General features: G+C 56.2%; 7 protein-coding genes and 2 pseudogenes. 8 read left to right on the top strand and 1 reads right to left on the bottom strand.

What is annotated here, in order from left to right; translation table 11 throughout:
• Positions 1 to 8 precede the first annotated feature (8 nt).
• The 8 genes and pseudogenes from C7123_RS12020 to dnaK all read left to right on the top strand — a co-directional run bounded on the left by C7123_RS12020 (position 9) and on the right by dnaK (position 12,580).
• Positions 9 to 1,577: a RagB/SusD family nutrient uptake outer membrane protein gene (locus tag C7123_RS12020; protein WP_069175209.1), complete on the top strand. Its 1,569-nt coding sequence runs from the start codon at positions 9 to 11 to the stop codon at positions 1,575 to 1,577.
• Positions 1,578 to 2,200: 623 nt separating this feature from the next.
• A pseudogene (locus tag C7123_RS13430) lies at positions 2,201 to 2,284 on the top strand (DUF3408 domain-containing protein); the annotation flags it as partial.
• A gap of 259 nt (positions 2,285 to 2,543) precedes the next feature.
• Positions 2,544 to 3,230 (top strand): annotated as a pseudogene (locus tag C7123_RS12015) (relaxase/mobilization nuclease domain-containing protein); the annotation flags it as partial.
• Between the two features lie 363 nt (positions 3,231 to 3,593).
• Entirely contained in the window at positions 3,594 to 5,888 is a 2,295-nt protein-coding gene (locus tag C7123_RS12010; RefSeq protein WP_069175207.1) for a cation:proton antiporter, read from the top strand.
• A 122-nt stretch (positions 5,889 to 6,010) separates the two neighbouring features.
• Positions 6,011 to 7,660, top strand: a complete 1,650-nt coding sequence (locus C7123_RS12005) for a glycosyltransferase (protein ID WP_069175206.1) — start codon at positions 6,011 to 6,013, stop codon at positions 7,658 to 7,660.
• A gap of 363 nt (positions 7,661 to 8,023) precedes the next feature.
• Complete coding sequence (locus C7123_RS12000; RefSeq protein ID WP_069175205.1) at positions 8,024 to 9,430, top strand: glycoside hydrolase family 125 protein; 1,407 nt, start codon at positions 8,024 to 8,026, stop codon at positions 9,428 to 9,430.
• Between the two features lie 86 nt (positions 9,431 to 9,516).
• Entirely contained in the window at positions 9,517 to 10,365 is an 849-nt protein-coding gene (locus C7123_RS11995; RefSeq protein ID WP_237269318.1) for an Abi family protein, read from the top strand.
• Between the two features lie 307 nt (positions 10,366 to 10,672).
• Positions 10,673 to 12,580 carry a molecular chaperone DnaK gene (gene dnaK, locus C7123_RS11990; protein WP_069175203.1) on the top strand — a complete coding sequence of 636 codons (1,908 nt, stop codon included), beginning with the start codon at positions 10,673 to 10,675 and terminating at the stop codon, positions 12,578 to 12,580.
• 422 nt (positions 12,581 to 13,002) lie between these two features.
• Here the strand turns inward: dnaK and ltrA are convergent, their stop codons facing one another.
• The gene (gene ltrA, locus C7123_RS11980) at positions 13,003 to 14,679 is read right to left on the bottom strand and encodes a group II intron reverse transcriptase/maturase (protein ID WP_173897010.1); all 1,677 of its coding nucleotides are present in this window, start codon (positions 14,677 to 14,679) and stop codon (positions 13,003 to 13,005) included.
• Positions 14,680 to 14,884: the final 205 nt, after the last annotated feature.

Here is a 14,884-nt window from a genome sequence, read left to right as displayed (position 1 = left end):
TCTGCGATATGAAAAAGACAAATTATTTCTTGGCCGCTCTCCTTGCCGGAGGCCTGTTGATGAGCGGATGTTCAGAAGACTTTCTGAATAACGACCCGACGACGAGTATCACCGACGACATGGCCTCTAAGAGTGCTTCGGGACTTCGAAGCATTATCGAGGGTATCCATAACATGATCTACTCCTATTCGTCTGACTCTGATCAGAGCTTCACGCTCGGTCAGCCTGCCTTCAACATTCACTACGACATGCTGGGCGACGACTTCATCAACACCATGATCGCTTACCACATGTCCGTCTATCGTTGGCAGGATCACACCGATCCGTACGGCGACATCAACGAGCGCGCTTGGGACTTTTATTACAAGGTCATCCAGCATGCGAACCAGGTGATCACAGGCGTCGAGAAGCTCAAAGACGCCCCTGCCTCTGACGTGGCATCGCTCAAGGGCGAGGCCCACACGCTGCGGGCTTGGGCTTACTACAACCTCGTGCAGCTCTTCGGCAAGCGCTATGTGAAAGGTGCCGCCAACGACAACCTCGGCGTCATCATTCGCAAGGAAGTCACCTACGACGCTGTCAAGCGCTCGACCGTGGCTGAGGTCTACGCCCTGATCGACGAAGACATGAAGATCGGCCTCGAGAACCTGGCGAAAGCTCCCGACCTCGGACGCAAGAATGCCATCCGTTACTCCACCGCTTGCGGCATCGCCGCCCGCATCGCCCTGACCAAGTCAGAGTGGGCAGACGCTGCGAAATACGCCGACCTGGCCATCCAAAAGTCCGGCGCCACGCTGCAAAGCGGCGCTGCCCTCTGCGATGGCTTCTGCAAGCTCTCAGCCTCCGAGTGGATGTGGGGCTACACGCAGAACTCCCTGCAGGACTTCTTCTACGCCAGCTTCTTCGCCACCTATGGTTACAACTTCAAGGGGAAGATCAGCGGGTTCAAGTTTGCCGTCAACCGCGACATCTACGACAAGATGGGCGAGAAAGACGCTCGCCGCGGCTGGTGGGTCTGCCTCGATAGGAAAGATCCTATCCCTGAGGATGCCAATGAAGACTACTTCGAAGGCGGCACCAAGGAGCCGAAATGGGAGATCACGGGGCAGAACGTCAAGTTCCGCGCGAAATCGGCTAACGACACCCACGGCGACTTGCTGATCATGCGCCTCGGCGAGATGTATTACATCAAGGCCGAAGCTGAGGCACGCCAGGGCAAAGACGCCGAGGCGAAGAAGACCTTGGAAGAGATCATGGTGACCCGCGACCCGGACTATAAGACCACCGCCACGGGTAACGAGCTGATCGAGGAGATCCTCCGCAACCGACGCATCGACCTCTGGGCCGAAGGCCAACGCTTCTTCGACATGAAGCGCCTCAGCGCCGTGCCGAATCGCCTCAACGTATCGAACATCACGAAATACCTGCACGGCAAGGACAGCGTCACGGCCGTCACGCGTAACTCGGGATCCTTCGCCAAGCAAGTCGCCAAGTCAGCCGACGCCAACGCATGGCAGTTCGCCATCCCGTATGCTGAGCTCCGAGCCAACAAGCTCTGCGAACAGAATCCGTTCTGAATAAAGGGGGAAATCCCCCTGCATACTCTTTTTAATTGATTGTTAGAGACGCCCATTTCTGTGTGGGCGTCTCTATTTGTTTGCGGGGTATCGTTCGATTCACATCTCCCCTTTCAAACAGTGAGGATCTGTGGATCGACTATGCCGAAGACCGTGGCGGAAGCACAGGGCAACCGTGTCAAATTGGCGATAAGTCCAAGTGCAGGTACTTTTAATCTCCGTACCCCTATGGAGATCTCCCGGACAAGTGTTTTTGATCTCCGTACTCCTACAGAGATCTCCCCGACAAGTGTTTTTGATCTCCGTACTCCTACGGAGATCTCTCGGACAAGTGTTTTTGATCTCCGTACCCCTACAGAGATCTCCCCGACAAGTGTTTTTGATCTCCGTACCCCTACGGAGATCCCCCCGACAAGTGTTTTTGATCTCCGTACCCCTACGGAGATCCCCCCGACAAGTGTTTTTGATCTCCGTACCCCTACGGAGATCTCCCGGACAAGTGTTTTTGATCTCCGTACCCCTACGGAGATCTCCCCGACAAGTGTTTTTGATCTCCGTACCCCTACGGAGATCTCCCCGACAAGTGTTTTTGATCTCTGTACCTCAACGGAGGTCTCTTGGGGCTGATCGAATGTCGGGCTGTCTATTTGAGAAGAGACACACAGGAGCGCGCCGACTTCGTTGTCCGTCGATTGGGAGATCGAGGAATGGCGAAAGCTGTAATCCAAGCACACGGATCCATCAAATAGTCCACGAACAATATGCACGTCAAGCAATCAGCAACCGCCTGAATGCACGGCATGCAGTGATCACAAGAATCACTGTAGGATTTGTACCGGAGCGTGACGACGGTAATGCAAGACGTCAGTTTGTTCCCACAAACTGCGCTTGCTCCCCCGGCCCTGTCGGTCGGTGGAGAGGGCCGTAATCACATCTGTTCTCATCGGCCCTAACCATAGAATAAGCACCACAGAAAACATCGACAACATGCACATCATCGCCAATTGGACCAGCCTTGGTGGAAAGGTCTACGACACCACTTTCGTGAGCAATCGAGCGGCGAGAGTGGCCGAAGAACTCAGCCACAAGTATGGGCTGACCATCGCAAAAGAAGTCGCTACCGTGCGACCGCACCGGAAAGCCCAAGCCGATCCTGAAAGAGAGCGGACAAAGCAGCAAGTTCGGAGCATCTGCTACGCCCTGCTCGAGAAGCACCGTGGGAAAGGCCTGTCGGGTCACTCCATGTTCCTCTACGAACTCCACCGAAGCGGCGTCACGATCGAGCACATGAAGAACAAGCAGGAAGTCTACGGACTCAAGTTCACCTACGGCGATCACAGTTTCAAGGCCTCCGGGATCGGTCGTGACTTTGGCTACTGCACCCTGCCGAAACAGTTCGAGACAGGCAATGCGCAGAGGCCCATCATCTCCTCCAGCCATTCCTCCACGAGATCCACGAACGATAGTACACCTATCGCACAAGTCGCAAGCTCCGTTGTGGACACCGCTTTAGACACCGCGGGAAGCCTCCTTTCGGAGACTGGAGAGGTCACAGCTCTACAGACACACGGCGCAGACTACGCCGAGATCGCATGGCAACGACGCCTAAGAAACCAAGCCGTGAAAAAGAAGAAACGAGGGAGGGGGATATGAGCCTTAGCCCCCATCCGCTCTGCGTTCACATACTCCCAAGTCGAAAGCAGAATCGTGAGAATCGCATCAAAAGCGCCTGTAATTCAAATAGCCATAGTAACATTGCGCCCTCAAATGACAAGCGCCCTTTGTTTGTGCAGATTCCAGCAACCTCAAGCGCTTCGCTCGTTTCCACTTCGTTACCCGTCCAATGCCTACGACCGAGCAACTTCTTCTTTTACAGGAGGATATTCCCGAATAGTTTTTTACATCATCAAATTTTGATCACACAACTGGCTTTCCGCCGAAGGCATAAAGTCCACTTACCTCGCGCGCCATGTTTTTTCACTCTCGTACCTTTGCGGCGCATTTGCAACACACGTAATGACGAAGAAATTCAAAGGTTTTTTGCTCTATGTCGGGTTGATCGTGCTCTTCGGCGCATCGATGTACCTCATCATCCGCGAAGGTCAGGCGCACCAACTCGTCTCCGACTCGGCCGACTCGGCCCACGCGCCGCAGAACCTCGTCGAGGGCTTCAGCGTCTTCCTCGCGCTCATGGCCGAGCACATCCACTCGTCCTTCGGCCTGCTCCTCTTGCAGATCATCATCATCCTCATCACCTGCCGCATCGTGGGGCTGCTCTTCAAGCGCATCGGGCAGCCGATGGTCGTGGGCGAGATTCTGGCCGGCATCCTGCTCGGGCCGTCCGTCCTAGGCCGGTTCGCGCCCGACTTCTCCCAGTTCCTCTTCCCCCACGAATCGCTGGGCAACATCAACCTCCTGAGTCAGTTCGGACTCATCTTTTTCATGTACACCATCGGTATGGAGCTCGACGTCGACGCCATCCGTAAGAAGCTGCGCGAGACGGTGATGATCAGCTACACCTGCATGTTCTTCACCTTCTTCTGTGGGCTCCTGGCCGCCTACTTCATCTACGATCGCTATGGCCGCGAGGTGCCCTTCCTGCCCTTCGCGCTCTTCATCGCCATAACGATGAGCATCACCGCCTTCCCCGTCTTGGCGCGCATCATCCAGGAGCGCCGCCTGACACGCACACACCTCGGCACCGTGGCTCTGGCCGCGGCCGCCAACGGCGACGTCACGGCCTGGTGCCTCCTGGCCATCGTCGTCGCCATCTCGCAGGCCGGCACCATGCTCGGCGCCGTCTACAATATCTTATTCGCAGCCGTCTACCTGCTCATCATGTTCGCCATCGTCAGGCCCCTGCTGCGCATGGTCGGCAACCTCTACCACAACCCCGAGGTGATCGGCAAACCCCTCGTCATGCTCATGTTCCTCCTGCTGCTCATCTCGTCTTACCTCACCGAGATAGCCGGCCTCCACGCCCTCTTCGGCGCCTTTGTGGCGGGGCTGGTCATGCCCGAAAACATGCGCTTCCGCAAGATCATGACCGAGAAGGTGGAGGACGTCTCGCTGATCATCTTCCTCCCGCTCTTCTTCGTCTCAACAGGCCTGCGCACGGAGATCGGGCTGATTGATTCGGCCGAAATGTGGCTCGTCTGCTTCGGGCTCATCCTCGTCTCCACGATCGGCAAGTTCAGCAGCGCCATCCTCTCCGCCCGGATCGAGAAAGAGAGTTGGAAGAACAGCTTCCTGCTCGGGGCGCTCATGAACACGCACGGCCTGATGGAGCTTATCGCCCTGACGATCGGTTACGAGATGCACATCCTGCCGCCTCCGGTGTTTGTCATGCTCGTACTCATGACACTGGCCTCGACCTTCATGACCACGCCCCTGCTCAGCCTCATCAACTTCAGCTTCCGCACCGGCGAGCGCCTGCGTCTACGGCGCACAGAGACGGTCGGCCAAGGGCCCTTCCGCGTACTCATCTCCTTCGGCCGTGCCGGCAGCGGACCCGTCCTGCTCGACGTCGCCTTCCGTATGTTCGGCCGTGGCGACACGAAGATGGACCTCACCGCCCTCCACCTCACCGTCGGTTCGGACATCAATCCGCTCCACACGGCCGGCTTCGAGCAGGTCAGCTTCGAGCCTTTCATCCGCGAAGCCAAACGCCTCAACCTACGCGTCTCCACCCGCTACGAAGTCTCAAACAACGCCGGCGATACGATCGTGAGTCTGGTCAACGACGAGCCGTTCGACTTCCTGCTCGTGGGTGCCGGCATCGCCATGAGCAACCTGCCGACCGACATTGAGGCACGCCGCATCCGTAAGTCGCTTTTCTCCCTCCTCGGTGGCGCCCGAGTGCAAGAACTTCTCTCGCCCGGATCGCTCATCCACGATAAGACGCGCTACTTCATCGAGCACAGCCGCTGCTCCGTGGGCGTCTTCGTCAACCGCGGCTTCACCCGCGCCGACCACCTCATCGTCGTCATCGATTCCGAGGCTGACCTCCCGCTTTTGCATTATGCCCGCGTCCTGCTACGCTCCACCCACGGCACCGCCGCCTTGCTCCACCGTCGACCGTCCGACGACGCCTCTCCCGCGCTGGACACCGTGGCCCATGAGCTGGAGTCCTTCATCGCCCACACCGAGAATGTCCACCTGCTTCCCGAGCGCGAACTCACCCGTGAATCGTTTGCCGAAGCAGACTTTATGCTTGTCGGTTATGCCACCTGGAATATCATCTCCGACGTCTGCCGAGAGCCCCTCCGACAAATGCCTTCCACGCTCATCATCCATCACCGCCAGCGGTAGGCCACTCTCCAACTTCACAAAACGAGCGGACACCTCATTCGCCCCAACAAAACGAATAGGCACATCGATCCGTCCCCACATATAAATATAACTACCCGGGCAAAGCCCGTAACTATCCCCATATGATACAACCCGATTACATTTTTGAATGCAGCTGGGAAGTCTGCAACAAAGTGGGCGGCATCTACACCGTCCTATCAACTAAAGCACGCACCCTGCAACAACAGTTCCCCGACCACATCCTCTTCATCGGCCCCGACTTGGGGCATGCCGGCCAAGCCGCCGAGTTCGACGAAGACACCACGCTCTACGCCGACTGGCGACGCACCACCGCCGCGGCCGGACTCCCCGTGCGCATAGGCCGATGGCGCGTGCCCGGCGCTCCGCTCGTTATGCTCGTCGACTACCGCCAACTCTTCAGCCACAAAAACGAACTCTTCTACGAGATGTGGGAATCGTTCGGCGTCGACTCTTCGCAGGCCTATGGCGACTATGACGAGTCGTGCATCTTCGCCGCCGCCACGGGGCGCGTCATCGAGAGCTTCTACCGATTCCACCACCTGGAGAGCCAACGCGTCGTGGCCCACTTCGACGAGTGGATGCTGGGCTTCGGCCTCCTCCATCTGCGCAAATACACGCCGCGCATTGCCACCCTCTTCACCACACACGCCACCACCATCGGCCGCTCCATCGCCGGCAACAACAAGCCGCTCTACGGCTACATGTCTGGCTACAACGGCGACGGTATGGCGGCCGAGCTGCACGTCGAGGCGAAGCATTCGGTGGAGAAAAAGGCGGCCCACTTTGCCGATTGCTTCACGACAGTAAGCGAGATCACGGCCGTAGAGTGTCGCCAGCTGCTCGACAAGGCGCCGGACGTAGTCACGCCAAACGGCTTCGAGCCCGACTTCGTCCCCACGCCCGACCGCTACCCCACCCGACGCGCCGACGCCCGCCAGCGACTGCTCCGCGCTGCCTCAGCGCTCTACGGCCAGACGTTCGACTCGGACAACACGTTCCTCGTCTCCATCAGCGGCCGCTACGAGTATCGCAACAAGGGCATCGACGTCTTTATCGACGCCATGAACCGCCTGCGCACATCGGCCGACCTGCCCCGCGCGGTCGTGGCCTTCGTGCTCATCCCGGCCTGGGTCTATGCCCCGCGTGCCGACCTGAAGGCTATCCTTGAGCACAGCGCTCCCACGACTGCACCGCTGCCCACCCCCTTCCTCACCCACTGGCTGCACCGCATGGACGACGACCGCGTCTCGAACTTCATCCTCCACGCCGGCTTCAACACCATCGACGGCGAGCGCCTGAAGATCGTCTTCGTACCCTGCTACCTCGACGGCCGCGACGGGATCTTCGACACGCCTTACTACGACCTCCTCATCGGCATGGACGCCACGCTCTACCCCTCCTACTACGAGCCTTGGGGCTACACGCCGCTCGAGAGCGTGGCCTTTGGCATCCCCACGGTCACGACCGACCTGGCCGGCTTTGGGCGTTGGGCGCAGACCGTCGTCAGTGGGCGCGACATCACCGAGGGCGTAATTGTCGTCCATCGCACGGACGACAATTACGCCGCCGTGGTCAACGAGTCGGCCGACGCCCTGCTCACCCTCATGCGTCGCTCTGACGCCGATCGCCGCACGATCGCCGCGCGCTGTCAGTCCCTCGCCGCCCGCGCTGAGTGGGAGCGCTTTATCACGTATTACTACACCGCCTTCGATCACGCCCTCACCGCTGCCGCCCGCCGGGCCGACGCATAGGGCGACTGGATCGCCAGAGGCGCCACTCGATGGGCGTATCACGTTGGCAGGCCGCCTGCCAACATCGCCTGAGAGTCCGGTGGCTCTGGCAGGCGGCCTGACACCATCACCAAAGACTCCGGCAGCCCTGGCAGGCGGCCTGCCACCTTCACCAAAGACTCCGATAGTCCCGGCAGGCGGCCTGACACCTTCACCAAAGACTCCGATAGTCCCGGCAGGCGGCCTGCCAGCCTCACCTAAGGGTCGGGTAGTTTTGGCAGGCGGCCTGCCAGACGTCGCCCGAGGGTACGAGGCCATTTCTAAGGCCCCTACCTCGTCTTCCTCCTCCTCGTTTTCGTTTTTCACACTTCACTTTTCGTTTCAATGACACACTACTACCCCCTCCGCCTGGCCACCCTCACCGCGGCCTGCTTCCTTATTTACACATCGGCCAGCGCCACGCCCATCGTGACAGACGACAACACCGCCGTCCGCGACGAAACGGACTACACGCTGTCGCTCCGCCCGGCCGTCTCCGAACGTCTCTTCATCTCCAAAGCCATCGAGAAAGAAATCGTGCGCATCAAACGGATGATCACGAACGAGAAGTTGGCTTGGATGTTCGAAAACTGCTTCCCCAACACGCTCGACACCGCCGTCCACTTTAGCGCCATCGATGGCGACGACGACACCTTCGTCTACACCGGCGACATCCACGCCATGTGGCTCCGCGATTCCGCCTCCGAGGTCTGGCCCTACCTGGCTTTTGTCAGCAAAGACGACGAGCTGCGGCAGATGATCCGCGGCGTCATCCTCCGCCAGTTCAAGTGCATCCTCCTCGACCCCTACGCCAACGCCTTCAGCGACGGCGCCGAAAACGGCGAGGTCTACGAACGCCGTTGGGAGCTCGACTCCCTCTGCCACTGCCTGCGCTTAGCTTATGCCTACTGGAAGGAGACGGGCGACAAGAGCGTCTTCACCGACGGGAGATGGCAGAAAGTCATGCAGCTCGTCCTCCGCACCCTCCGCGAACAGCAGCGCAAGGACGACCCGGATCCCTACGCCGCCGACTCGCTCATGGACCATCACAGCCTCCGCCCCGTGCGCCCCGTCGGACTGATCGCCTCCGCCTTCCGCCCCTCGGACGACCCGGTGACACTGCCCTTCATCGTCCCCTCGAATTTCTTCGCCGTCAGTTCGCTCCGTAAGGCAGCCGAGATCTTGAGCAAAGTGAATAAGGACGCGAAGACGGCCGACGCCTGCAAGGCCCTGGCCAACGAGGTGGAGGAGGCACTGCGCCGCTACGCCACCGTGGAGCACCCCGTCTACGGCCGCATCTACGCCTACGAGGTGGACGGCTTCGGCAACCGCCTGATGATGGACGACGCCGATGTGCCCAGCCTTCTGGCCATGACTTACCTCGGCGACGTGCCCGCCGACGATCCCGTCTACCTCAACACGCGGCGCTTCGTCTGGAGCGAAGACAACCCCTACTTCTTCCACGGCAATTCCGGCGAAGGCATCGGCAGCTCGCGCACCGGCAACGACATGATCCGCCCCATGTCCCTCCTCGTCCGCGCCCTCACCTCCACCGACGACAACGAGATCGCCGCCTGCCTCCGCATGCTGATCACCACCGACGCCGAGACCGGTTTCATCCACGAGTCCTTCTATAAAAACGACCCCAAGCGTTACACCCGCTCCTGGTTTGCCCGCCAGAACAGCCTCTTCGGCGAGCTAATCGTCAAACTCGTCCTCGACAAGAAGATCGAGCTGCTCAACGATTTGTAGGGGGAGAAAGGACGAAAGGATGAAGTATGAGTAGCAAAAGAGCAACCACCCTGTCGGAACAAATCGCCTTATTGAGGCAGCGAGGAATGACAATAGATGATGAGCGTAAGGCAAAAGAGGTCTTGCTCGACATTGGCTATTACCGACTGGGCTTCTACTGGTTCCCTTACGAAAAAGTACATCCTCAGAAAGGTCTGCGAACACACGAGTTTCGCGAGGGAGCCCGATTCGACCACGTAGTAAAGCTCTACTACTTCGACTTCAACCTGAGGAATATGTTGATGAAGTACCTCAACCGGATAGAAATCAACTTCAAGACTTTCCTGACGTACCACGTCTCAACCCTCCATCCTGACTCTCCCACATGGTTTGCAGACCCAGCGATCATAAGTAGCGAATACATCCAGGAGTTCGACAGGAGCGTGTATACCGAGAAGTTCAAAAAGAGTCATCCCGTCATTAAGCGCCACCATCAAATCCATAAAAATGACAGGTATGCACCGGCATGGAAAACGATCGAATACATGACCTTTGGAGCTGTCATCCACCTCTTCCAAGCGCTCTTGGATCAATCAACTCGAATCACGATCTGTGGGCATTTTGGGATAAGACAGCAAAAGATCTTTGACAGCTATATGAAAGTCCTTCTGGATATCAGGAATCATTGCGCCCATGGAGGCGTCCTTTATGATCTTGCCCTACCTCGACCGATCAAGAAAGGACCCGCAGGGAAAAAAGACATGGAGCCAGCAGATTACCAAGGCCTCTATGGAGCCTTACGCGTTGTCCTTTATATGATTGGAAACGTATCCAAGAATAGGCAACAAGATTTGAAGAACGAACTGAGAGAGCTGTTCGAGCAAAATACTGACGTCCGTGAAATACTGACATTGACTACAGGAATAAGGGATATCGACACCTTCTTAGAAGACTGAAAAACTTCCTCCTGAATTTCATTTTTCAAGAATGGCTATACCTTTGTCGCGCACAAAAGAACAGTGCCGGTAAAGACTTTAGTCGCTTTACTGACACTCTAAAAGGGCGAAAAAGGGGCTGCACACTTAGTCGGTGCAGTCCCGTTTTTTTTGTCTACTCCCCTCCCCCACTACGACAAAATGTCAGTCGTAAACACTCGTCACCCTACGCCGCGCTTTGGCACGCCGTTTGGAGAATGGGACGGCGAATCGCCCGAAAGGGCATCCAACCAACCAGAATTTCAAATAGTAAAAACAGATATAGAACATGGGAAAGATTATTGGTATAGACTTAGGAACAACCAACTCGTGTGTCGCCGTATTGGAAGGTAACGAGCCGGTAGTGATTGCGAACAGTGAGGGTAAACGCACCACGCCTTCCGTGGTAGCTTTCGTAGAAGGTGGCGAACGGAAAGTGGGCGATCCGGCCAAACGACAGGCCATCACTAACCCGCAGAAAACGATTTTCTCGATCAAGCGTTTCATGGGCGAGACGTTCGATCAGGTACAAAAAGAAATTGCCCGCGTGCCGTATAAGGTAGTGCGGGGCGACAACAATACGCCGCGCGTCGACATCGACGGACGGCTCTACACGCCGCAGGAAATCTCGGCCATGATCTTGCAAAAGATGAAGAAGACGGCCGAGGATTATCTGGGTCAGGAGGTATCGGAGGCTGTGATCACGGTACCGGCTTACTTCAGCGACGCACAACGTCAGGCCACCAAGGAGGCCGGCGAGATCGCTGGCTTGAAGGTGCGCCGAATCGTCAACGAGCCTACGGCCGCATCGCTGGCTTACGGTCTCGACAAGGCAAACAAGGACATGAAGATCGCCGTCTTCGACCTCGGTGGCGGTACGTTTGATATCTCCATTCTGGAGCTCGGCGGCGGCGTCTTTGAGGTAAAGTCGACCAACGGCGATACGCACCTCGGCGGCGACGATTTCGACCACGTCATCATCGACTGGCTGGCCGAGGAGTTCCTCAAGGACGAAGGCGTCGACCTGCGCAAAGATCCGATGGCGCTGCAACGCCTGAAGGAGGCTGCAGAGAAGGCCAAGATCGAGCTCTCCAGCTCGACGAGCACGGAGATCAACCTGCCCTACATCATGCCCGTGGACGGTGTGCCCAAACACCTCGTTCGTACGCTGACCCGCGCTAAGTTCGAGCAGCTGGCCGACACGTTGATCAACGCCTGTCTGGAGCCGTGTAAGCGCGCCCTGTCCGACGCTGGCATGTCGACGTCAGACATCGACGAGGTGATCCTCGTGGGCGGTTCGACACGTATCCCGGCCGTGCAGCAGCTGGTGGAGAAGTTCTTCGGCAAAGCACCGTCGAAGGGCGTGAACCCGGACGAAGTCGTGGCCATCGGCGCAGCCATCCAGGGCGGTGTCCTCTCGGGCGACGTGAAGGATGTGGTGCTGCTCGACGTAACTCCGCTGTCGCTCGGTATCGAAACGATGGGCGGCGTGATGACGAAGCTGATCGAGGCCAACACAACGATCCCCACGAAGAAGTCGGAAGTCTTCACTACGGCTGTCGACAATCAGCCCTCGGTTGAGATCCACGTCTTGCAGGGCGAGCGTTCGCTGGCCAAAGACAACAAGTCGATCGGCCGCTTCCACCTCGACGGTATCCCGGCCGCCATGCGCGGTGTGCCGCAGATCGAGGTGACGTTCGACATTGACGCCAACGGTATCCTCAACGTCTCGGCCAAGGACAAGGGCACAGGCAAGGTGCAGAGTATCCGCATCGAGGCCTCCAGCGGTCTGAGCGACGACGAGATCCGCCGCATGAAGGACGAGGCCGCAGCCAACGCCGAGGCGGACAAGAAGGAGAAGGAGCGCATCGACAAGATCAACCAGGCGGACAGCATGATCTTCCAAACGGAGAAGCAGCTGAAGGACCTCGGCGACAAGTTGCCGGCCGACAAGCGTTCGCAGATCGAGGCTGCGCTGGGCAAGCTCAAGGATGCACACAAGGCACAGGATCTGGCTGCCATCGACACGGCCATCGCCGAGTTGAACAACGTCTTCCAGGCCGCCAGCCAGGATCTCTACAATGCGCAGAACGCGCAAGCTGGTGGCGCCGGTCAGCCCTCAGGCAACGCCTCCGCGGGCAATGCCTCGAACAACGACGGCGGCGTAACGGATGTAGACTTTGAAGAAGTGAAGTAATCTGCGCGATCCATCTCTTAGAGAGCGTTATTCGTACCATCATACAAGTGTGAAGAAATCGCAGTCGGCCCAGTAATACGGTGCAGGCTGCGATTTCTAAGTCTGCAATAACAATAAAACGGTTTCATGACTAGTGAACAGAGAAATTATATAGAAGTTCTGACTTTCCTCCAGGATCAAGAAGTTCATAAATTCCCTATGAGTTCTTTTGAAGCATGGGTTGAATACCAATGTCCTAAAATATCTCTACACGGGATGACCACAGTTCAAATTACAGAAAAAGGACGCATTAGCATTGTTGGAGAAAAGTTTGATATAGCAGGTATTCGTCGAGTAGGTCGGGAGCATTACTGCTCCCGACCCCTCTAAGAACCGTACGTGAGAGTTTCCCCTCATACGGCTCAAGCAACTCAAAGTTTCTATTATGAAACCGGCTCATAAGCTCTAATTTTACGGGTAAGTGTACGACTGCATCTATCGTGGGCGATAAACTTGTATCTGCCGGACTTGTCGGATAATTCCTTGATAGTCCAGATTTTATCCGGTTCGATAATCTCACCGCACAACGGACAACGCTGGTTTTGTTTTTCCCACATTCTGAGGAAGCCCTGTCTTCCTTTGAAAGTGCTTAACATTTTCATTCTGTTACGCATCTCAAAGTATGGACGCCATTCCGGGTCGAATGGGTTGGCTTTACTGCGGATTTTGATAGGCTTGGTCTTCATGTCAATGTCGGATAGATACTTCAGTGTGTACGGGAATGTCTTCCCGTTGTTCTTCAGTGTCGTACCGAATGTCCACGCCCGGCCTTTCTTCGACAGAAAATACTTGTTGTAAACCCAGTTCTTTCCCTTGTGGCGGTGGCGGCGTAATGCCCACGCCCACAGTTTGTAGAAGATTTGTGCGTCTGCGTTCTTGAATGTTTTGGCGGCTACGCAACCTTTGTAATAGTTGCCCCAACCAGTTATGAAAGGATTTAGAAGTCCGATAAGTTTGTCCTGCCTAATAGCTTGATTCTTACGAATAATGCCTTTAATTTTGGCAAGAAACTCCTTAACATTCTTCTTTGACGGCTTAATAAGCAGCGTACCTTTGTATTTCCTGATATTGAAACCCAGAAAATCAAATCCTACCTCGATGTGAGTAACCTTCGTCTTTTCTTCTGATAGGGTAAGCCCCCTTGCTTGAAGAAACTCGCTTACTGCGGGTTTGATTAGCGATTCCAATGTTTCCCTGTCGGAACAGGTAATAATGAAATCGTCTGCGTAACGCACAAGATTTACCATAGGGTTGAAATGCCCCTTGTTGATACGTCTTAGCTTGAACTTTTCCGCAAGCATAGCTTGCAGGCCGTCAAGTGCCATATTAGCGAGAGTAGGCGATATAATACCGCCCTGCGGCGTTCCTTCCTCGGTGGGGAATAGTTGTCGGTTGAATACAAATCCACTTTCCAGCCATTTGCGAAGCATGACCTTATCCATAGGGATATTGTCGAGCAACCATTCATGACTGATGTGATCGAAACAACCTTTGATGTCCCCTTCGAGTATCCATTGCGGAGACACCCCTTTTGAAAGTACCGTAAAGCATTGTTCTATCGCATCGACCGTACACCTTTCCTTACGGAAACCGTAAGAGTGCCTGTCGGCGGTAGTTTCTGCCACTGGGTTTAGTGCCATCAGGTATAACGCCTGCATAGCCCTGTCTTTCATCGTGGGTATTCCTAACGGACGGAGTTTGCCGTTACTCTTCTTGATATGTACCCTTCGTAACGGTTGCGGGTTGTAGCCACGCCTTTTCAGGTTGGCGATTGCACCCATTTTTGCGTTGGGAGTAGTCCAGAGAACTTTATCCACTCCCGCAGTGTTCTTACCTTTGTTAGAGGTAACTCGCTTGACTGCCAATGCTTTGGCGTAAAACGAATGGGTCAGTGTCCATTGCAAGGCTTTAACCTTGCCCGGACGACCTTCTTTCTGAGCCTTTACAATACGTCCTTGCAGCTTCTGAACCGCAGTTTCGCATCTGACCCAATCAATGTCGGTCCAGTTGTTCCACTGCCTACGGTCAGCAGGTGCACACGATAAGTTAATCTCGTTCATTTGCATTCCTTCTTTTTGAAAGTTCTACATAGTTTCTTGTAAAGAGTTACTTTGCAGAAGTCTGCCCGCTTTCGCGGCGGAGTAACGTTGAAACTCCTATCCGCCCCGTTACAGGACGGCATTCGCTTTTTCTGCGTTCCCATACCCGCACCCCATTCGGTCTTCCTTGCGGTCGGCTTACCTGCCCATAGGCAGGAGAGATACG

It is taken from the genome of Tannerella serpentiformis, from assembly GCF_003033925.1.
In the GTDB taxonomy this organism is placed as follows: domain Bacteria; phylum Bacteroidota; class Bacteroidia; order Bacteroidales; family Tannerellaceae; genus Tannerella; species Tannerella serpentiformis.
Note: the sequence above shows the minus strand (reverse complement) of the source record. Positions and strands in the feature narration are given on the sequence as shown.

What these genes read in the sequence shown, in the direction of transcription:
- C7123_RS12020 (WP_069175209.1), top strand. Translation starts at nt 9, where the DNA reads ATGAAAAAGACAAATTATTTCTTGGCCGCTCTCCTTGCCGGAGGCCTG.
- C7123_RS12010 (WP_069175207.1), top strand. Translation starts at nt 3,594, where the DNA reads ATGACGAAGAAATTCAAAGGTTTTTTGCTCTATGTCGGGTTGATCGTG.
- C7123_RS12005 (WP_069175206.1), top strand. Translation starts at nt 6,011, where the DNA reads ATGATACAACCCGATTACATTTTTGAATGCAGCTGGGAAGTCTGCAAC.
- C7123_RS12000 (WP_069175205.1), top strand. Translation starts at nt 8,024, where the DNA reads ATGACACACTACTACCCCCTCCGCCTGGCCACCCTCACCGCGGCCTGC.
- C7123_RS11995 (WP_237269318.1), top strand. Translation starts at nt 9,517, where the DNA reads ATGACAATAGATGATGAGCGTAAGGCAAAAGAGGTCTTGCTCGACATT.
- dnaK (WP_069175203.1), top strand. Translation starts at nt 10,673, where the DNA reads ATGGGAAAGATTATTGGTATAGACTTAGGAACAACCAACTCGTGTGTC.
- ltrA (WP_173897010.1), bottom strand. Translation starts at nt 14,679, where the DNA reads ATGAACGAGATTAACTTATCGTGTGCACCTGCTGACCGTAGGCAGTGG.